This is a genomic window from Nocardia sp. AB354 (genome assembly GCF_049538315.1).
Taxonomy (GTDB): Bacteria; Actinomycetota; Actinomycetes; order Mycobacteriales; family Mycobacteriaceae; genus Nocardia; species Nocardia nova.
In genome coordinates, this window is record NZ_JBMVFU010000023.1 from 98,954 (window position 1) to 118,924 (window position 19,971).

Annotated in this window: 18 protein-coding genes; 8 read left to right on the forward strand and 10 right to left on the reverse strand. The window is 70.4% G+C overall.

What is annotated here, in order from left to right; translation table 11 throughout:
* Positions 1-1,983, reverse strand: coding sequence for a Stk1 family PASTA domain-containing Ser/Thr kinase (gene pknB, locus ACPCUW_RS27615; RefSeq protein WP_423428062.1), 1,983 nt, complete (start codon positions 1,981-1,983; stop codon positions 1-3).
* A gap of 136 nt (positions 1,984-2,119) precedes the next feature.
* On the opposite strand from pknB, the gene ACPCUW_RS27620 reads away from it, so the two are divergent.
* Positions 2,120-2,488, forward strand: coding sequence for an Rv2175c family DNA-binding protein (locus tag ACPCUW_RS27620; protein WP_423428064.1), 369 nt, complete (start codon positions 2,120-2,122; stop codon positions 2,486-2,488).
* A gap of 238 nt (positions 2,489-2,726) precedes the next feature.
* Here the strand turns inward: ACPCUW_RS27620 and ACPCUW_RS27625 are convergent, their stop codons facing one another.
* The 4 genes from ACPCUW_RS27625 to ACPCUW_RS27640 all read right to left on the reverse strand — a co-directional run bounded on the left by ACPCUW_RS27625 (position 2,727) and on the right by ACPCUW_RS27640 (position 8,303).
* A complete protein-coding gene (locus tag ACPCUW_RS27625; RefSeq protein ID WP_423428066.1) occupies positions 2,727-3,920 on the reverse strand; it encodes a phytoene/squalene synthase family protein in 1,194 nt (397 codons plus the stop codon).
* Complete coding sequence (locus ACPCUW_RS27630) at positions 3,917-5,506, reverse strand: alpha-(1->6)-mannopyranosyltransferase A (RefSeq protein ID WP_082857320.1); 1,590 nt, start codon at positions 5,504-5,506, stop codon at positions 3,917-3,919. The genes ACPCUW_RS27625 and ACPCUW_RS27630 overlap by 4 nt, the downstream gene beginning before the upstream one ends.
* Positions 5,507-5,616: 110 nt before the next feature.
* Positions 5,617-7,194 (reverse strand): phytoene desaturase family protein, encoded by a 1,578-nt coding sequence (crtI, locus tag ACPCUW_RS27635; protein ID WP_423428068.1) that lies wholly within the window; start codon positions 7,192-7,194, stop codon positions 5,617-5,619.
* Positions 7,191-8,303 carry a polyprenyl synthetase family protein gene (locus ACPCUW_RS27640; protein WP_423428070.1) on the reverse strand — a complete coding sequence of 371 codons (1,113 nt, stop codon included), beginning with the start codon at positions 8,301-8,303 and terminating at the stop codon, positions 7,191-7,193. Before ACPCUW_RS27640 ends, crtI begins: the two co-directional genes overlap by 4 nt.
* 479 nt (positions 8,304-8,782) lie before the next feature.
* Here ACPCUW_RS27640 and ACPCUW_RS27645 point away from each other — a divergent pair, with 479 nt between their 5' ends.
* Together ACPCUW_RS27645 and ACPCUW_RS27650 are read left to right on the forward strand one after the other, a co-directional pair.
* On the forward strand, positions 8,783-9,775 hold the full coding sequence (locus tag ACPCUW_RS27645; RefSeq protein ID WP_063833572.1) for a methylenetetrahydrofolate reductase: 993 nt from the start codon (positions 8,783-8,785) through the stop codon (positions 9,773-9,775).
* 150 nt (positions 9,776-9,925) lie between these two features.
* The gene (locus ACPCUW_RS27650) at positions 9,926-10,633 is read left to right on the forward strand and encodes a hypothetical protein (RefSeq protein WP_423428072.1); all 708 of its coding nucleotides are present in this window, start codon (positions 9,926-9,928) and stop codon (positions 10,631-10,633) included.
* Here the strand turns inward: ACPCUW_RS27650 and ACPCUW_RS27655 are convergent.
* The 5 genes from ACPCUW_RS27655 to ACPCUW_RS27675 form a co-directional block, all read right to left on the reverse strand.
* Positions 10,617-11,840 carry a glycosyltransferase gene (locus tag ACPCUW_RS27655; RefSeq protein WP_423428074.1) on the reverse strand — a complete coding sequence of 408 codons (1,224 nt, stop codon included), beginning with the start codon at positions 11,838-11,840 and terminating at the stop codon, positions 10,617-10,619. The two genes, ACPCUW_RS27650 and ACPCUW_RS27655, sit on opposite strands and share 17 nt — an antisense overlap.
* Before the next feature lie 66 nt (positions 11,841-11,906).
* Complete coding sequence (locus ACPCUW_RS27660; RefSeq protein ID WP_030514728.1) at positions 11,907-12,614, reverse strand: LppM family (lipo)protein; 708 nt, start codon at positions 12,612-12,614, stop codon at positions 11,907-11,909.
* 74 nt (positions 12,615-12,688) lie between these two features.
* On the reverse strand, positions 12,689-13,450 hold the full coding sequence (locus ACPCUW_RS27665) for a carotenoid biosynthesis protein (RefSeq protein ID WP_423428077.1): 762 nt from the start codon (positions 13,448-13,450) through the stop codon (positions 12,689-12,691).
* 20 nt (positions 13,451-13,470) lie between these two features.
* Positions 13,471-15,033, reverse strand: coding sequence for a phytoene desaturase family protein (locus ACPCUW_RS27670; RefSeq protein WP_423428079.1), 1,563 nt, complete (start codon positions 15,031-15,033; stop codon positions 13,471-13,473).
* On the reverse strand, positions 15,030-15,656 hold the full coding sequence (locus ACPCUW_RS27675; protein WP_063017290.1) for a GNAT family N-acetyltransferase: 627 nt from the start codon (positions 15,654-15,656) through the stop codon (positions 15,030-15,032). Before ACPCUW_RS27675 ends, ACPCUW_RS27670 begins: the two co-directional genes overlap by 4 nt.
* A 240-nt stretch (positions 15,657-15,896) precedes the next feature.
* Here ACPCUW_RS27675 and ACPCUW_RS27680 point away from each other — a divergent pair, with 240 nt between their 5' ends.
* The 5 genes from ACPCUW_RS27680 to ACPCUW_RS27700 all read left to right on the forward strand — a co-directional run bounded on the left by ACPCUW_RS27680 (position 15,897) and on the right by ACPCUW_RS27700 (position 19,964).
* A complete protein-coding gene (locus tag ACPCUW_RS27680; protein WP_227462782.1) occupies positions 15,897-16,340 on the forward strand; it encodes an SAV_6107 family HEPN domain-containing protein in 444 nt (147 codons plus the stop codon).
* Between the two features lie 124 nt (positions 16,341-16,464).
* Positions 16,465-16,893: a DUF3040 domain-containing protein gene (locus tag ACPCUW_RS27685; protein ID WP_062966235.1), complete on the forward strand. Its 429-nt coding sequence runs from the start codon at positions 16,465-16,467 to the stop codon at positions 16,891-16,893.
* 489 nt (positions 16,894-17,382) lie between these two features.
* Positions 17,383-17,814, forward strand: a complete 432-nt coding sequence (gene mraZ / locus ACPCUW_RS27690; protein WP_030514722.1) for a division/cell wall cluster transcriptional repressor MraZ — start codon at positions 17,383-17,385, stop codon at positions 17,812-17,814.
* 164 nt (positions 17,815-17,978) lie between these two features.
* Entirely contained in the window at positions 17,979-18,950 is a 972-nt protein-coding gene (gene rsmH, locus ACPCUW_RS27695; RefSeq protein ID WP_063017292.1) for a 16S rRNA (cytosine(1402)-N(4))-methyltransferase RsmH, read from the forward strand.
* Between the two features lie 84 nt (positions 18,951-19,034).
* Positions 19,035-19,964, forward strand: a complete 930-nt coding sequence (locus ACPCUW_RS27700; RefSeq protein WP_227462783.1) for a hypothetical protein — start codon at positions 19,035-19,037, stop codon at positions 19,962-19,964.
* Positions 19,965-19,971: the final 7 nt, after the last annotated feature.

The window sequence follows — 19,971 nt, forward strand, 5'->3', positions numbered from 1 at the left end:
TCAGAACGGCAGGACGGTGAGGGTGATCGTGGATCCGGGCGCCACATTCGAACCGCCGAACGGTGACTGCACGCGGACCGTCCCGCGGTCGCCGCTGAACACCTGGTTCAGCACGACCTTGAGGCCCATCCCCTCGAGTTCGGAGCGGGCCACGGCGGCATTCTTGCCGGTGACATCGGGAACCTGGATGGCGTCGGAGACGATCAGCGTCACCGTGGCGCCGGAGAGCACCTGGGTGCCGGCGGCCGGATCGGTGCCCGCGACCTGGCCCGACTTGATCCTCGCGTCGAAGTCGGTGCGGGTGTCGCCGACGGAGAGTCCGGCGTTCTGCAGCGCCGCCTTCGCCTCCTCGACGGTCTTGCCGCGCACATCGGGCAGCTTCACCGGCTGCGAACCCTTACTGCGGTAGACCTTCACCTGCGCGCCGGTCGGCAGAACCGTGCCGGGGGCCGGATCCAGTTGCGCCACCGACCCTTTCGGGGCGGTGCTGGGTTTCTCGCCGCCGTCGACGGGGGTGAGCCCGGCATCGCGGATGAGCTGGTTCACCGTCTTCGTGTCCTGGCCGGGCTGAAACTGCGGCACGTGCGGCTGTCCGCTGGACACCAGGACGGCGACCGTCGACCCCTTCAGCACCTTCGCCCCGGCGGAGGGGTCGGTGCCGACCACCCCGCCGACCGGAATGATGTCGGAGGCCTTGTCGCGCACGGTCGTCCCGAATCCGGCGTCCTTCAACTTCGCGGTCGCCTGTTCGGTGGTCATCCCGGCGATCGCCGGCACCGACGAATAACGGCCGACGCCCAGCCACCAGCCGCCGATGCCCAGCAGCAGCGCGAGCACCACCACCACGGCCGCCCAGATCAGCACCCGGCGCCGGGATCTGCCGCGATCGGGTACGAATTCCGGCCGATGTGGCGGGGCCGGTGGCTGGTGCGGACGCTCCGGTTCGGGCTCGGGCATCGGATGGGCCGCGGTCATGACCCGGGTGCGCCCCGGCTCGGACGCGAGCCGGGTCGTCGCTTCGGTGACCGGCTGCGGGGTGTGGGCCGGTCCGGGGGCCGCGGCCGGGGTCTGCACGACGCGGTATCGCGCGGACAGGTGTTCGGCCGATTCCCGGGGGGCCGGTACCCGGTAGTCGGGCAGGTGCAGCACGGTGGCGATGCGATTGAGTTCGGCGGCCATCTCGGTGGCATCGGCGAAGCGATGCGCGGGTTCGCGGGCGGTGGCGTGCGCGACCAGATCGTCGAATTCCGGCGGCACGCCCTCGATGAACCGGCTCGGGCTCGGCACGTCCTTCTCGACCCGCTGATACGCGATCGACAGCGAGGTGTCGCCGGTGAACGGCGCACGGCCGGTGAGCATTTCGAAGATCAGGATGCCGAAGGAGTACACGTCGCTGCGGGCGTCGGCGTTCCCGGCGGTGACCTGTTCCGGCGACAGGTACGCCGCGGTGCCGAGGATGACGCTGGCCGAGGTCATATTCGAGCCGGCCACCGCCCGCACCAGGCCGAAGTCGGCGATCTTCACCTCACCGGCATCGGAGATGAGCACGTTCTCCGGTTTGACGTCGCGGTGCACGAGTCCCGCGGCATGCGCGACCCCGATCGCGCGCAGCACCGGCTCGGCGACCGCGCGCACCGCGTGCGGCGGCATCGGGCCGCGTTCGCGCAGTAGTTCGCGCAGGGTGCCGCCCTCGACGAGCTCCATGATGAGGAACGGATACTCCCCGTCGATGCCCTGGTCGTAGACCGCCACGAGCGAGGGGTGTTTCAGCTTGGCCACCGAGCGGGCTTCGAATTCGAAGCGGGTCAGGAACTGCGGGTCGCCGGCGAACTTCGGGTCCATCACCTTGATCGCCACGGGCCGGTCCAACCGGGTGTCGACTCCCCGGAACACCATCGACATCCCACCGCGCGCGATCGGCGCGTCGATGCGGTAGCGCCCGTCCAGCATCTGGCCGATCAACTGCTGTCCTCCGAATTTCACCTAGCGGTTGCCGCCCCCGTGACGGCACCCCCGATCGTATAGGCGTGCGCCGTCATGGTCGCTGATGACGTGCTAACGCCCACGTCGAAACCGGGCGTACGCCGTATCCGGATGCCGACGGACTACCGTTGTGCGGGTGAGTGCATTTCCTTGCAGCGACGATGTCGTTCCCGAATCGGTAACCCTGCTCCCGTTGCCGGATGTGGCCGAACAACTCGGTATCGCGGTGACCAGAGTGCATCAGATGCTGCGCGATCATCAATTGATCGCGATCCGCCGCGGCGGTATCGCCGGTATCCCGAAAGATTTCTTCGATTCCTCGGGCGCGGTCGTCAAGCCCCTGATCGGCCTCATCACGGTGATGCGGGATGCGAAATATACGAACGAGGAAATCCTCGAGTGGATCTACGCCGAGGACGACACCCTGCCCGGCCGCCCGATCGACGCCATCCACGGGCCGCTCGCCCGCGAGGTCGTCCGCCGGGCCGCGGCCGAACCGTTCTGAGGCGAGCGTTCGGTCCCGGATCGGGAGCGCGCCCGCTCAACGCTGCGAGTGCCGCGCGAGACAGTCGGCGGTGGCGCCGCGCAGTGGCGGTCCGCGTCGGGCAGTTCGACCGCGGTGACGCCGGTGGCAGCCCTGGTCGCGGCCTGCAGGCCGTCGTAGGTGTGCCGCGCGGTGGTCGCCGCGTACGGGTCGAGGGCGATGGCGGGGCAGAGGTCCGTCGGTGACGGTGAGTTCGGTGTCAGGCGCGGGGCGCGTTCGGCCGTGCCGTGCCGAACGCGCGGGGGGCCGCGGTGTGAGAAACGTGGGGGAGCGGGGCGCGCAGCGGCGAGGCCGGATTCGCCGGGCGGCGCAATCCGGAACCCAATTCGGTGACCGCGACCCGGAGCCGCCGTGCGGTGGGAACCGTTGCGCGGCGGTCGAATACGGCGTAGTCGTGGCGCTCGATCTCGTCGAGGATTCCCCCGTACAGCACGGCCGCGGTGCGAATGGCGGGGCGTACCCGCGGCCGGAGCAGATCGATGCCCGGCGCGGCGGTGCGATAGACCGCGCGGTTCGTCGCGATCAGATGTGCCAGGGCGCGGCGGACCCGCGGATCGGTCCGGCCGGTACGCCGGCAATGAGCGAGCAGATCGGCGTCGACGCCGAAGGCCGCAAGTTCGTCGCCCGGCAGGTAGATGCGCCCGCGATCGAGATCTTCGGCGACATCCCGCAGAAAGTTGGTGAGCTGGAACGCCTCACCCAGCGCGGCGGCCGCCGGTTCGGCCTCGGCCACCGGCACCACCGTGCCGAGGATCGGGAGTAGTTGCAGTCCGATCGCCGCGGCCGAACCGCGCATGTACTCCCGCAATTCGCCCATATCCGCATACCGGTTCCGGAACAGCGGGCTACCCGGCACATCCATCCGCATGGCATCGAGGAACACCCGGAAGTGGTCGGGCGCAATGCGATACCGGGCGACGGTGTCGACGAGGGCGGCGAGTACCGGGGCGTCGATCGCTACGCTTTCCGCGAGCGGGGTCTCGGCCTCCGTTGTGCCGGCAGCGGTCCACCACATCTCGGCGAGGAGCCCCGCATCCTTCAGTGCGGTACGGAGTTGCGTGTCGATTCGGTCCAGCCGCAATGCCGCCGCGAGGTCGGCGTTTCCGGAATCGGGCGCGGCCTGACTGCTCGTGCGAACGGAGGCGCGATCCCGTGCCGCGGCGGAGCGCTGGGCGCCGAGCGCACCGAAACCGGCCGCGTCGCAAGTGCTTTCGGCGCAATCGACAACATCGTCGACGGTACGGGCGAACGCGTAGAGCGCGTGCACCGCCGACCGCTGCGGCGGTGACAGTAACCGGGTGGCCAGGAAATAGGTGCGGCCGTGTTCCGCCGCGATGGCTCTGCAATGCCGGTATGCGGCCGCCAGTTCGGCGTCGGCGCCGCGGCCGGTCATTGCTTGGGTCTGCCCGAATCGGCGCGCAGCCGCAGCGGATCCACCTTGCGCAGCGACAGCGCCGCCACCACGGCGACGAAGGTGGCCGCCGCGACGTGCCAGACGTTGTAGAGGCCGATCGAGCCGCCCGGCTGGAACACCAGCATCAGCCAGGTGCACAACCCCACCAGGATCATCAGGGTGGTGGTCGACATGGCGAATCCGGCGGCCAGCGCCAGCGGCCACGAGTAGTACCAGGGCAGCGCCGCCGGCGACAGGATCACGATCGCGACGAAGGCGATGAGAATGCCCATCACCGCATCGCGTTCCGAGCTCTTGTAGCGCCACCAGGTCCACGCCAGGATGGCGACCAGTGCGAGCGCGCAGAGTCCGCGCGTCCACACCAGCACCTCGCCGAGATTCAGCGGCGTCACCCAGGTGACCATGTGCGCCATGATCGTCGGCAGCGAGAGCCAGTTGATGATCTTCTTCGACCCCGACAGCGCGGTCAGCCAGCCGATACCGACACCCGCGGCCGCGGAGGCGGCCACGAAGACCACCGCGAACACCGACACGCCGAGGCCCGCGATCTTGACGAAGGTCCGAATCGGGTGCGGCAGCGGCCCCTTGTTCTCCGCGGCTCGCCGCTCGCGTTCGTGAATCATCCAGATCCACACCAGGAACGGCAGCGCCACCCCGGCAGTCGCCTTGATCGCGACACCGATCGCGACCACCACGATGCCGGCCGCGTGGTGGCGCTCCAGCACCAGGGCGATGCCGGCCGCCATCAGGCCGACCATGAGCATCTCGTTGTGCACGCCGCCGATCAGATGGATCAGCACCAGCGGGTTGAGCACCGCCAGCCACAGCGCCACCGTCGGCTTACCGCCGAGGTGTTTGGTCATATGGGGGACGGCCCACATCATCAGGGCCAGTCCCGGCAGCATGACCAGGCGCATCGCGATGGTGCCGGCCACCACGTTGTCACCGGTGATACTGGTGATGGCCTGCCCCATGAGCAGGAAGATCGGGCCGTAGGGTGCGGTGGTGGTGGTCCAGACCGGGCTCACATTGTCCAGCAGCACACCGGGATTCACCACCGGCCCGACCTTGTACGGGTCGAAACCGTCGCGCAACAGCGCGCCCTGCGCCAGATACGAGTACACGTCCTGGCTGAACATGGGCACCGCGAACAGCAGCGGCAGAATCCAGATGCCGACGATCACCCGCAGTTCGTTCAGCGTCACGGTGCTGCCCGGGCCGCGGCGGGCGCCGGTGCCGATGGTGATGCGTCCCAACCGGACCCACGCGATGATCATCGACAGCACACCCAGCCACACCACGATGGTGGCCAGCGCGTAGCCGTGCCCGAATCGCAGCCAGGACAGGTGGGCCGCTTCCAGCAGGGGATCGCTGCGGCGCACCGCGCCGGCGCCCAAGCCGCCGAAGGTGATCAGAACCGCGCCCCAGAAGCCGAGCAGGGCGGCGTGGCCCTCGGGGCTGCGGAAGAAGTCGCCCGCCCAGCGCACCCACCAGCGCACGGTGTGCACGGCCGGCTCGGGGACCGGCACGGTGGTCACCGGCACCGTGGTAACGGTGCTGGTCATCGGCGCTGTCGCGGGGGCAGTGTCCATATCGGGGGTCGGCATGGTTCGTCTTCCCCCCGGGAATGTCGGTGCGGTGCGGAACCGCGGGAGTGGTCAGTTCGCGGGCCAGTTTAATGGGTTGTCGGCAACCCTAGCGCGCCGGTCGGCGCCGTGGCGCCGTCGGCGTGCCGGAAGGGGCCGGTAATGCGTTCGGCGGCCAGTTTTCCCGACAGCAGCGCGGTCGGCACGCCGACCCCCGGCGTGGTCCCGCATCCGGCCAGCACCACGTTGGCCGGGGTGCGAGCGAGATTGCGGGTGCGGAACGGTCCGGTCTGGCGGAACAGGTGCGCGGCCGAGAACGGAGTTCCGGCGATCATTCCGTGCTCATGCCACGTCTGCGGCGTGTCGAGGTGATCGACGGTGAAATGTCCGGCGATACCCCGGTATCCGCGCTGCTCCAGTACGGCCAGCAGTTCTCGCAGGTACGCCGGTCCCAGACGCGGCCAATCCAGGGGCGCGGCATCGAGATTCGGGCACGGCGCCAGCACCGACAGCGGTTCGTAGCGTCCGGTGGGCCGTTCGACGAATTGGCCGGGATCGCTGAGCGCGGGCCGGGTGATCAGCAGCGACGGATCGCTCATCAGTCGCCCGCGGCCGCGCCGGGCGGCGATTTCGGCGAACGTCTCCTCCCAGGCCCGGCCGAAATCGATGGTGTGGTGGGCCTGTAGCGGCCACCGCGCCGCCACCTCGGCCGGGATGGTGCCGTGCGCGACCACCGCGGAAGGTGCCGCCCGCAACGGACGGTGCCGGCGAATGCCGAAACGGCTCAGCGAGCCGAGATCGGCGGTCAGGACCACCGCATCGCAGTCGAAGTCGCGCCCGTCGGCGGTGCGGACCCGCCGTGCGCGCCCGGCGTGGTAATCGATACCGCTGACCTCGCAGTTCAGTTCCAGCTGCCCACCGGCGCCGGTGAACGCGGCCGCCAGCGTCGCGGTGATCGCCCGCATGCCGCCGACCGGGTAGTAGACGCCCAGCGAGGTGTCCATATGCGGAATCGCGCCGTAGACGGCCAACGCCTGCGCGGGTGCAGTCCCGGCGTAGAGAGCCTGAAAGGTGAACAGCCGCGCCAGCTTCGGATCGCCCAGGATGCGCTCGACCCGCGGGCCCAGCCGGCCGAACGCGCCCAGCCGCACCAGTTCCCACAGCGCCGCGCGCTTCTCGGGTATGCGGACCATATCGAGCGGGGAATCGAAATTGGTGTCCATGAACTGGTCGTAGGCGCCGGCGTAGATCCGGGCCAGCCAGTCCCGCAGGTTCCGATAGCGTTGTGCTTGTGCGTCTCCGCATGCGCGGCGCACCTCGGCCGCCATTCGCTCCGGATCCGGATACACCCCGATCACGCTGTCGTCGGCGAAATGCGCCTGGTAGGCGGGATCGAGTCGGTGGATCCGCAGTCCGTGGGCGGCGGTGTCGGTGCCGACCGCGGCCAGCGCCTCGTCGATGAGCCCGGGCAGGGTGAGAACCGTTGCGCCGGAATCGATCTCGTAGTCCGGCCCGCGATAGAGGCCGACTCGCCCGCCCGGATGATCGGCGCGTTCGAGCAGGGTCACCCGGCGCCCGGCTCCGGTCAGATACAGCGCCGCCGCCAGCCCGGACAGGCCGGCGCCCACGACGACGATCCGATCGCACCGTCCGGCAACGGTTTTCACGACACCCGCCTGGTCGCGGCCAGCGCCATCGCGCGCAGCCGATCGCCGGCCTCGGGGGTGACCGAGCTGGCCGCCAGCGCGCCGAGGCCGCGGTCGGTCAGTTCGGTGATGCGGCGCTCGACATCGTCGACGGCGCCGAGCCCGGTGATGAGGTCGCGCAACCGGGTGACCTGATCGGGAGCGAGGTCGGTGCCCAGCGACGAGCGCAACAGCCGCGCCGCGGCGGGATCGGTGGCGTCGGCGCGGCGCAGCGCCTCGGCGACCAGGACCGTGCGCTTTCCCTCGCGCAGGTCGTCACCCGACGGTTTGCCGGTGACGGCCGGATCGCCGAAGACGCCGAGCAGGTCGTCACGCAACTGGAACGCGATGCCGATATCGGTGCCGAACTCCCGGTAGGCGGCAATCAGCTCCGGATCGGCCCCGGCCAGCGCGGCGCCCAGATGCAGCGGCCGCTCCACGGTGTAGGCGGCGGTCTTGTACCGGTTGATCCGCAGCGCGGCGGCCACGGAATCGTCGGCGCCGGCCTCACCGTGCACGTCGAGCAGCTGGCCGCCCATCACCTCGGTGCGCATCGCTGCCCACACCGGCGCGAACCGCGCCCGGGCCGCGGCGTCCAGGCCGGCGGCGGCGATCATGTCGTCGGCCCACGTCAGCGCCAAATCGCCGATCAGGATCGCCACGCTCACTCCGAAATGCGCCGAATCGCCACCCCAGCCGTGGTCGCGGTGGCGATCTTCGAAGTCCACGTGCACGGTCGGGAAGCCGCGCCGGGTGCGCGAGGAGTCGATGATGTCGTCGTGGATCAGCGCGCACGCCTGCACCAGTTCCAGGGCCGCGCACGCGGTGAGCACCGATTCGGCCTGATCACCGGATGGATCGCCGCCCGCGCCGAGCCATCCGGTCCAGGCGAACGCCGGTCGGGTCCGTTTGCCGCCGCGCAGCACGAAATCCTCGAGGGCGGCCGTCGCGGAGATGACCACCGGCCCCAGTTCGGCGACCAGTTCGCGGCGGTCGGCGAAGAATCCGGTCAGCGCCTGTTCGACCGCGCGCACCAGCGACGCGGAGTCGTTCGGCGCCGGACGTGCCGGGCTGGCCGGACCAACGGACAACGCAACCTCCAGGTAGTTCGTCGTATCGGCGAGCCGATGCCGGGTACGCCGGGGCGGCTCCGGCGTGCCGAGGATGTGGCCGGGGCGAGACCCTGTGTATGCACCGGCGACGGCTGCGGCGGTCCCGGCCGGTCGTCGCGGGGAAGTCGTATCGCGGCGTCCAGCGGCCCACCGTGAACCTTACTGCGTCGGTTCCGTCGCCCGACAGCGCCGTAGCCGGTGCGTGACCGGCACCGCATCGCATCGGACGGGAGACATCGCGGCCGGTCGGCCGGTCCGTGCGCGACCGTCTCGTGGCGCTCGGGGTGGTCGGTCGACGGATCGCAGGCGGGTGGGGACCGCCGGCCCGGCGCCGTCGGGGCGGACGGTGGGCCGCGACGCCGATGCACAGCTCCGGCCGCAGGCGCACCGGCCGCTGGACCGGCGCGGATCCGGGCCGGGCGGCCCGTCCGAAGAGGTCGTCCTACTACACTGGACCGGTGAGTTTCGACAATGTACGGGGACGATCGACCCCAGGCCGACCTTCCCGGACGCCGTCCGGAACTCCCTCCGTGGTGGGGCAGCTGGGCCGCCGCCCCGACGGCACCATCCCGTTCTCGGTGGAATTCAATCCGCCGCGCGATGCCGCGGCCGAGGCGCGGCTGTGGCGCGCCGCCCGCGAATTCGAGCGGATGCATCCGGCGTTCGTATCGATGACCTACGGGGCGGGCGGATCCACCCGCGATCGCACCGCGCGCATCACCGGGCAGCTGGCCCGCGAAACCACACTGCTGACCGTCGCGCATCTGACCGCGGTCGGGCACAGCGTGGCCGAACTGCGGTCCATCGTCGGCAGCTACGCCGATGCCGGCATCCGCAACATGCTCGTACTGCGCGGCGACCCGCCGGGCGATCCGCTGGGGGAGTGGCGCAAACATCCCGACGGTGTCGAATACGCCGAGGAACTGGTCCGCATGGTCTGCGAGCTCGGCGACTTCCACGTGGGAGTGGCGTCGTTCCCGCAGGGCCACTACCGGTCTCCCGACCTGGAGCACGACACTCGCTACCTGGTCTCGAAACTGCGTGCGGGAGCGGAGTATTCGATCACGCAGATGTTCTTCGACGTGGAACACTATCTGCGCCTACGGGATCGGGTCGCGGCCTACGACGCCGAACAGGGCGCCAAGCCCATCATTCCCGAGCTGATGCCGATCACCTCGCTGCGCACCGTGCAGCGGGCCGAGGAGTTGTCGGGCCGGCCGCTGCCCGCGCGGGTCATGCAGCGGCTCGAGCAGGCGGCCGGAAACGATCCGGAGGCCAATCGCAACGCCGTGCGCGCGGTGGGCATCGAGATCGCCACCGAGATCGGGCAGCGACTGATCGACGAGGGTGCGCCCTGCCTGCATTTCATCACCTTGAACTTCGCCAAGGCGACCACCGAGGTGCTCACCAACCTCGGCTATACGGTGACCCCGGCGGCCGTCAGCGCCTGATCGGCGTTTCGCGGGCGAGTTGCCGCGCATTCGCCGCCACCGGCGGTACCCTCTCGTGCACCGTGACGACGCGGAGGTCCCCGAGTCATGCTGTGCGGCCCGGCGGACCGACCCTGGTGCGGATGTTCCGCCGAACTCAGGAGAACCCCGATGGCCGTGGTGACCAGTCTCGTCCGTCTTTCCGCAGCGCTCACCGTGACCGGTGCGCTGACCTTCGCCGGCGCCGCCGCCGCGACCGCCGCCCCGCCCGACCCTGCCGCCACCATCGCTGCCGTGGGCCAGAACCCGGCGGCGGCGACGGATTTGCTGACCGCCTATCAGACCGCGGTCGAATCGCTGAAACAGCTGGGCATCCAGCCGTTCCTGTATCCGTCCGGGTCGGCGTTCTGCCAGGACGGCAGCACCCTCGGACTCGTCCCGGCGCTGGCCGGTGCGGTACCCGGGCCGTGGCCCAAGCTGGCGGTGCCGGTGCCCGGGCTGGATCTGTCCGCGGTGAAGGCCGGGCAGACGATGTTCGCCTTCGTCCCCTACGGCATGGGCCCCGACGGCGCCGACACCACCGGTATGCAGGTGGCCTGGTTCAACGTGTCCAACGGCCGCGGCGGATTCGCCGCGATGGGCCCGCTGTCCCAGGTCGTCGGCTCGATGGTGCCGCCGAATCTGCCGCCGGAGGTGCGCCCGGCGTTCGAGCAGGCGATCCGCAACTTCTTCCTGGCGGCGCTGCCGGTCGGCGGCGTGCGCGCGGTGCCGGTGGACACCGGCTCAGGAATGGTGCTGGCGGCGGTGTTCGGCACGGTCCGCAACGGCGCCAACACCTGCGCGTTCCTGCCGACGGTCGGCGTTACCTCGGTGCCCTGAGTTCGGCGCGCCCGGGCCGGGAACGGTCCGGGCCGTCCGGCACCGGGCGGCCCTTCCAGCGCAGCGCCCCGCGCCGATGCAACAGCCACGACCGGCCCGACAGGCGCAGATACGCGCCGATCGACACCGGATGTGCCAGCGCCGCACCGATATCGGCGCCGCGCGGCAGCGTCCCGGATTCCAGTGAGCGGGCCAGCAGCCGGCTCGCGACACCCGCGCCGTAGCCGGCGACACCGATCCGCCGGATCCGGCCGCGACCGAACAGCGCGGCGAGGGCGGGCAGCACGTACGCGACCGCGGCCACCGTATCCACCGCCAGGGTGCCGGCCGGGCCGCCGTAGGCCGACCACAGCCAGCGGGTGTAGCCGCCCTCGACTTCGGCCGCGCCGCGGTACATGCGGGTACTCGCCAGTGTCCCCGCCGCCGCCAGCACGGTGCGATGTCCGGCGCGGCGCAGCACCCGCGCCAGCGCCAGATCCTCGGTGATCGAACCGGCCACCGCCGCATGCCCGCCCACCGCGCGATAGACCGCGGTGTCGAAGACGAGGAACTGCCCGCAAGCCACCGCGGTCGACGGCCGCAGGCCGCGATCGGCGAGCCGTACCGGCAGCGTCGTGGCCCACGACCAGCACAGCAGCGGCTGCACCAGCGCCTCCGCGAGCGATCCCGCCCGCTGATACGGCCAGGGAGACACCGAACCCGCACCGCTGCGGCGCAATTCGCTCACCGCCGCGGCGATCGCCTGCGGGCGCAGCCGTACGTCGGCGTCGAGGAAGATCAGGACGCCGGGCGGCGGGTCGGCGGTGACACCCGCGAGTTCGGCCAGCCGCGCGCAGGCCGCGTTCTTGCCGGTCCATCCGGGTTCGGGGTCGGTGTCGGCGGCGACCACGGTGAATCGATCGTCGTCACCGATCGCCTCGACGGCGGCCGCGAAGGTGCCGTCGGTGGATCCGTCGTCGAGGATCCAGATCCGCATGCGCGAAACACCTTGCTGGGCACGCAGATCCGCGATCAGCCGCGGTAGTCGTGGTGCTTCGTCGCGGGCCGGGATCGCGATGATCACCGGCTCGATCGCGGGGGTGGCATCGGCCCGCAGCCGCCGCATGCCGAGCCGGTTCACCAGTGCCATCGCACATCCCGCGCCGGCCACGATCGCGCCCGCCGTGACGAGCGGCTCGACGACCGACCGCGCACCGAGCCGTGTCATGTGGCCGTTCCCGGCTGGGCCGAGACGGCGGAGACGGTGCTCACGGACGCCCATCGTGGTCCCTGATCAGGCGTCCTGCTTCACCCGCGGACGCCACGGCGGCGTGGGGTTGCGATTCAGATACGCCAGCACCGCGACCATGGCGGCCACCGCGAGGGTGATGCCACCGACGATGCCAGCCCATCCGGCGAAGGAGCGGGTGTTCGGGTCGGCGTAGTTGACCTCGGCGCGCACGGTGCTCACATCGCCGGCCGGCAGCTTCCACGAGACCGTCGAATCGCCCTGGCGAGTGCCGTTGGTGGTGGCCACCCGGGCCGGGAAGGCGACGGTGAACTGCACGTCGGAACCCTGCGGCGGAACGGATTTCAGGTCGACCCGGCCGGTGAGAGTGACCTTGTCGCCGGTGCGGATGAACTGCAGGTTGAACATGCCCTGCGTCTGATCCGACAGCGCGCCCAGCTGCTGCACCTCGCCGAAGGTCAGGTCGTCGAAGTAGACCTGGCTGCCGACGTAGCCGTCCTGGCTGTAGGGCTCGACCCGGATCTTCGCGGCCAGGGTTTCGGGGGCCTTCAGCTCGGGGCCCTTGTCCTTGTCGTTGGCCGGGATCACGGCGGCCACCAGATGGCCGGACACGCGGTCGTTGGAGGACACGCCCATCGATACCTGGACCCGCAGGCAGCCGGTCAGCAGCGGCGCCAGCAGCAGCGCCAGCAGGGCTACGGACCAGAGGCGATGACGCCGGGTTCGCCGCGGCGTGTGGGTCGACTCTGGCATCGATGGTGTCGGACTCGGCTGCACGGCACACATCGTGCCATGAGCCGCAGTGATCGTCGGCACGCGACGGGCGTTTACGGCGGCGCGGGCAGCCGGTCGCGGTGCCGCGCCGCCCGCAGCACCCATACCGCCGTGGGTAGCGCCACCAGCCCGAGACCGATCAGGCCGTACCCCGCGGACGCGGGCAGATCCAGGAACACCGCATGGGCCAGGGCCGATCCGAACCACGTCCACAACAGCACCGCGATCGGTACCGCGGGTCCGGCGCCGCGCGGTGCGCAACGGCGTTCGAGCGCCGCGAGCAGTGTCGCCATCAGGGCGCCGACTGCGAACCAGCCGACGTAGTTCGTATACGGGATATCGCCGATTCCCGGCAGGCCCGGATGGGCCGAACACCAGGTCCACTGCCCGTCGGCCACCATCTGCGGGTCGAGGTAGAGGTCCCAGCCCACCGCACCCACGGCCGTCGCGGCGACGCGGGTGGCGGTGCGGCGGCACAGCAGCCCGGTCGCCACCCAGATGGGGTAGAGACCGCCGACCCAGGCCACCGGCACGAGCAGCGGCACCTGCGCGAGATCGGGACCGAGCCGCCCGTGCGCGTAGTGGTAGCAGCCGAACGGGAATCCGCTTGCGGTGCCGATCATCTCGGCGACCGCGCCGACGCCGCCGACGATCATCGCGTAGCCGGCCGCCCAGCCGATGCCCCGGGCCACCCAGGCGTGCAGCAGTGCGGTGGCCGCCGACAGCGCGACGATCAGGATCGTCACCCGATCGCGCGCCGAGCCGTCGGTGAGGGGATAGGCGATCTGGGCCGCGACCCAGGCCACGGCGGTCACCGCCGGCCATTGCCGCGCCGTCATCGCCGAGTGAAGCGACCGCGGCGCAGCGATCGCAGCACCAGCTCCGCCGCGGTGCGCCCGCTGGCGCCCGACACTCCGCCGCCGGGGTGGGTGGAGGCGCCGGTCAGATACAGCCCGGGCGCCCCCGGCACCTTCTGTCCGGACAGTTCCGGAATCGGCCGCCAGAAGAACATCTGATCCATCGACATCTCCACATGCATGACATTGCCGCCGATGAGCCCCAATTCGGTCTCCAGATCGGCGGGTGTCTGCACATACCGCTGCCGCACCGAATCGGCGAAACCGGGTGCGTAGGAATCGACTTCGGCGATGATGCGGTCGGCCTCGCGCTCACCGTGCGCGCTCCACTCGCTGCCGTCGGCGAGCCGGTGCGGATGCCACTGCGCCCACAGTGACAGCTGATGTTCGCCGGGCGGTGCGATCGTGGGGTCGAGGGCGCTGAAACTCATGGCCAGCACCACCGGACGCGGCGGCAGTTCCCCGGCCAGCGCGGCGGCGTGGGCGAGTCGCAACTGCCGTCGATCGGTCACCAGCAATTGCAGTCCGCGCGTCGACTCCTCCGGTGTGGCACCGGGGTATACGGGGAGGGCGGAGGTCGCGGTCCGCACGACCATGCCGATGCCGGGGCCGACCCGGATACGCCGCCGCCAGTCGGCGAGAACGGTGTCGTCGAATCCGCCGCGCCGCAACAACTCCAGGGTGGTGAGCACGTGTGTGCCGGAAATCACGCTGCGGGCGGACAGGTCGCGGCCGCTCGCCGTGCGCACCCGCCAGCCCTCGCCCGAGCGGCGCAGTTCGGTTACCTCGTCACCGGCCGAGACGGTGCCACCGTCGGCGCGCAGCCGCGCCACGAGTGCCGTGGTGAGCGCACCGCTGCCGCCGACCGCGCGGCCGGGCGGGAGCGTGTGCATCAGGGCGGCGAAACCGGCCATCGGCGCGGTGCCGGGTTCCGACATCGGCGGTCCGGACTGCGCGCCGAACCAGGCCAGCGCCGCCTTCAGCCGTTCGTCGTCGAACCAGCTGTCCAGCAAGGCATCTCCGGACTGCAGGAATTCCCGCGACAGCGCGCTGCCGCCGCCCCGGGCGTCGAGGCCCCAGAACGCGCGCAGGAACCGGCCCGGTGTCGGCGCACCGCCGAACGCCCGCATCACCCGCTGGGCCCGGGGACCCCACGTACGGACGAACCGCCGGTAGGCCTCGGCCTCGCGGGGACCGCAGGCCCGTTCGATCGAGGCGCAGGTGCGGTCGACATCGCGGTGGAAGACGATCGGCCGGGCATCCGAGCCCACCGGTGCGGGGGCGAAAGCCCAAGGGTCGCAATCGATGTAGCGCAGGCCGAACTTCTCCAGCTCGAGTTCCTCGATGATGCCGGTGTGGCGGATCATGATGTGCGCCGAGGAACCGCGGTCCATGAGATGGCCCGGGAAGCGCTCGACCGTCGACACCGCGCCACCGAGCACCTCGTCGCGCTCGAGTACCTCGACCGGATGTCCCGCGCGTGCCAGATAGCAGGCCGCGACCAGTGCGTTGTGGCCGGAGCCCAGAACCAGTGTCGTCACTGTTCGGGCGTCCGTAACGGCAGCCGGCGGCCGAGCACGGCGAAGCGCCGGGTATCGCCGGAGAAGACGAAATGCCGGACCACATCGGTGAATCCCTGCCGGCGATACAGCCGCCAGGCGCGGTTGGCCTCGTGGTCGACCTCCGGGGTGGACAGCAGCACCGCCGCCTCCGTGCGCTGCTCGAGCAGCCGGACCAGCAGGGTCTCGCCGATACCGCGGCCCTGAGCGGACGGATGGACGTGCAGTTCGGTGAGTTCGAAGTAGTCCGACAGCAGGGCCCGCGCGGTCTGCTCCGGCCAGCCCGAGCGGCGCATGCCGGTGTGGACCTGCTGATGCCACCACTGGTGCGGCGCGCCGCGATAGCCGTAGGCGATCGCCACGATCGGCGCGGTACGCAGATCGACCTGGCCGCTGTCGTCGGGGACCACCGCGGCGACGGCCTGCCAGCCCGGCCGGGTGGTGTGTTCGGCCCACATCGGGGCGCGGTGGTGTTCGGTGCCGCGTGGATAGTCCATCGCCGCGACGTACACGGCGAGGGCGTCGTGCAGCCGGTGGCGCAACGTCGCGGCCGAGAGGTCGACGACGACGGGCGCGGGGGTGTGGCGGGGCCTGACGGCGGTCATGAGCGGGGAGCCATATCTTCGGGGCCGTCTCTGTCTGTCGAAGGTGTCTGTGGTGTCGGGGCGGGCGTCGGAGTTGGGTGCGTGGGGTGCGGGGGTCCCCATCCAGGGTGCGCGGCGCGCGTTCGGCGCGAAAGTCTGTCGGTGGTCGTCTCTATATTCACATTCAATTGAAACGTTCGAATACCCGTTCGGTTCGGCACGGTCGACCGGGCGCGGTATGCGAAATGTGGAGGTGTCGAGATGGCTGGTCGGATGGACGATCCACGACGTGCCGGCCGGGCGGGCGGACTGCTCGACCGGGCGGACACGATGGTGCAGCAGGCCTGGGCCGAACCCGATCCGCGTGAGCGGCTGCGCAGCGCCTACCTCGCGGCGCTGCGCGGGGCCGGGGCGGTGCTGGCCGCGACCGGTGCCGACCGCGCACCGCGGGCCCGCTCCCGCAACGCCTGGGTGCTGATGCAGCAGGCCGCACCGGAATTCGTGATGTGGTCGGACTACTTCAGTTCCTTCTCCGAGACCCGTGCCGCGCTCGAGGCCGGACTGGACCGGGCGATCAGCGATACCCAGGCCGACGAGTTCGCCTCGCGGGTGGAGGCATTCCTGCGCGATGTGGAGGATGCGCTGGCGATTACGGCGGCCCGGTTGCGTCCCGCGCCGGGCTGGCTCGCCGACGGTACGGCGTGAACATCGGCGAGTAGGTGGTAGCGCACTGATCGAACTCGTATCATTGGTGGCAGTAGCCGCCAAGGTCGGCTACTTGTCGTCTACCCGGAGGCGACAACCAGGACCTAGTGCCGGGGGAGGTACCGTGCCACTCTCCGAGCACGAGCAGCGCATGCTCGAACAGATCGAGAGCGCGCTCTATGCTGAGGACCCTAAATTCGCCTCGACCGTGCGTGGTGGTCGGCTTCGCTCTGCCACCGGAAGACGCAGACTTCAGGCGGCCGCGCTCTTCGTCCTCGGCCTCGTTCTTCTCATTGCGGGAATCGCCCTGCCCGTCAAGCCCGGCGGATTCCCCATCATCAGTCTGCTCGGCTTCATCGTGATGTTCGGCGCGGGTGTGCTGTTGCTGCTGGGCGGCTCGGGTATGACCAAGAGCGGCCGAGGCAGCGGCGACGCCCCCTCCGGTCCCGGTGGCATTCCCGGCCGTGCGGCAAAGGGTAAGCAACGCAAGGCCGGTGGCTTCTCCGCCCGCATGGAAGATCGGTTCAGGCGCCGCTTCGAGCAGGACAGCTGAGCCTCCGCTCGCGTCCGCGGGAGCGGAGGCGAGCGGCCGAATGTGGTTGCGCGATGATTGCCGTGCCCAGCGGCGAGTAGCCGACAACTGAACCGCCTCGAACGACACGCCGTGATGTGCGGCGTGTCGTTTTTCTTTCGCGGAGTGATCCGGATCGCGTTCACGGGGTGGCGGATTCGTCGGTCCCCGCATTTCCCCACCTTTCCCCACCCCCGGTCCCCACTCTCGCCCACCACCGGCCGGGGCCGCTCCCAGCTGCGGGTTTGCTGATGGTTGTCGGGCTGCCCGGCTCGCCGGCGGCGCGTGTCGGGGGAACTCGACGAAATCTCCCCACCGCGGTGATAGCTGAGTTGACCTGCTCAATCCCCGAGCCGGGGACCGAGATCACCGCGGCTTTCGATTGAAAGTGGGGGAAAGTGGGGTAATGTGGAGCGCGCACTGATAAGAGCGCCGACCAGACGAGGTGATCGAGCGGGAGGTGTCGAGACTGTGTTTCTCGGTACCTACACGCCTCGCCTGGACGACAAAGGGCGACTGACGTTGCCTGCGAAGTTTCGCGACGAACTGGCGGGAGGGTTGATGGTCACGAAAGGTCAGGACCACAGCCTTGCCGTCTATCCCAAAGAAGAGTTCACCGCCCTGGCGCGGCGAGCCGCGGCGGCGTCCCGAAGCAACCCGCAGGCAAGGGCTTTCGTTCGCGCCTTGGCGGCGTCCACGGACGAGCAACGTCCCGATGGGCAGGGCCGGATCACGTTGTCGGCCGAACATCGCCGCTACGCGAATCTGTCCAAGGACTGCGTGGTGATCGGCTCGGTCGATTTCCTCGAGATTTGGGACAAACAGGCGTGGGATTCCTACCTCGCCGAGCACGAGGAGGACTACTCGCTGGCAGGAGACGAGTCGCTGGGCGGAATTTTCTGATCCGAGACAGGCGAGTGCCCTGCGGCCTCTGCCCGGCACGGACCCTGACGTACTTCCCCAACGCCAGGTGCCGTGTTCGGTCAGAGACCCCGGGGCATTGGCTGTCCACTCGTTAGACCATCCACCCGTCGCAAGCACCGTGAGCCAGGATCCGGGAGGTCGAGGTGAACCATGACAGCGACCGCCCCCGCCATGTTCCGGTTCTTTTGCGTCGTGCCGACGAAATCCTCGGCCCCGCACTGGAATCCGGCGGAGTCCTGGTCGACGCCACGCTCGGTTTGGGCGGGCATGCCGAACATTTCCTGCGGACCTATCCCGCGATCCGCCTGATCGGGCTGGACCGCGATACCGAGGCGCTGCGCCTGGCCGGTGAGCGGCTCGCGCCCTTCGCCGATCGAATCACGCTGGTGCACACCAGATATGACGGCCTGCCCGGCGCGCTGCGCCAGGCCGGGCTGCCCGAACGAGGCTCCGTGCGCGCGGTGCTGATGGATCTCGGTGTGTCCTCGATGCAGCTCGACGAGGCCGAGCGGGGCTTCGCCTATTCGGTGGACGCCCCGCTGGACATGCGGATGGACCCGACGTCCGACCTCACCGCGGCGGATGTGCTCAACACCTACAGCCACGGCGATCTGGCCCGGATCCTGAAAACCTATGGCGAGGAACGCTTTGCGGGCCGGATCGCGAGTGAGATCGTCCGCCGGCGCGCGCAGCGGCCGTTCACGACCAGTGCCCAACTGGTGGAACTGCTCTACGACGCGATCCCGGCGGCAACCCGGCGCACCGGCGGGCACCCCGCCAAACGCACCTTCCAGGCCCTGCGGATCGAGGTCAATCGCGAACTCGAGTCGCTCGAGGCCGCGGTGCCGGCGGCGTTGGCGGCGCTGGAGGTCGGCGGCCGGATCGTCGTCATGTCCTACCAGTCGCTGGAGGACAAGGTCGTCAAACAGATCTTCGCGCAGGCCTCGGCCTCGCGCACACCATTGGACCTGCCCGTCGAATTGCCCGGCATGGGACCGGAATTCGCGATTCTGACCAGGGGCGCGGAGAAGGCGAGCGAAACGGAGATCGAGGAGAACCCACGCGCGGCGCCGGTGCGCATGCGGGCCGCGGAGCGAATACAGGCGGCCGGGTGACAGCGATCCGGCGACGGGGGTATTGCCGGATCGGCAGCACTACGACGGGCAGTCCCACAGGAAATCGGTAGGGGAGGCAGGAATATGAGCGTGCGGACACGGGTGGACGCACCACAGCGGACGCAGCGGTCCGCGCCGCGGCGAGCGCACAGCGCCGACCGCGTGAAATCCGGTGCGGCCCAACGCGCCTATGCGCGCCGGCGCAATCGGGCGGGGGAGCGCGTGCTTCCGCCGCTGCCCCGGCGCGCCGGGTCGATGATGGCCGGGCGGCTGCCGTTCGTGGCGGCGATTCTCGCCCTGCTCGGCTGCGGTCTGCTCGCGACCCTGGTGCTGACCACGCATGCCGCCGAGGACAGCTATCAGCTCAGCGACGCCCGCCGCATCAACCGGCAGTTGCTCGACGAGCGTGCGGCACTGCAGCGTGAGGTGGAGGCCGCCGACTCGGCGCCCGAACTGGCCAACCGCGCACGCGAGCTGGGCATGATCCCGGCCAAGGATCCCGCCCGCCTGCTCGTGGCTCCCGACGGTTCGGTGACGGTGGTCGGCAAGGAGACACCGGCCGAGGGCGCGCCGGTGCCGCCGCTGAACACGACTCCCGCCAAGCCGGGTGCGCTGCCGCCGAAACTCGCTCAGGCTCAAGGGGAACGGCTGGTCCCGGTGACCACGACCCCCGCCCCGCCGGCTCCCGCTCCCGGTCCGGCCGATCAGAATCCGCCCCCGGCGCCGACGACGACAGCGCCGCATCCGCCGGCCCAGCCGACGCAGGTTCCGGCACCGGTACAGGCCGCACCGGCGGCGCCGGCCGCACCTCCGGCCGGGACTCAACCGGCGGCACAGGCGGCCCCGGCCGCACCCGCTGCCGAACCGGAGCCCGCGGCGCAGGCGGCGCCGGTCGCACCCGCGGGTATCCAACCGACGGCACCGGCCGGTCCGCCCGCGCCCGTAGCACCCGCCGCGCAGCCGGCCGGCACTCAGCCGGTGGTCCAGGCGGCACCCGAGGGGGCCGATCGATGACCGGCCG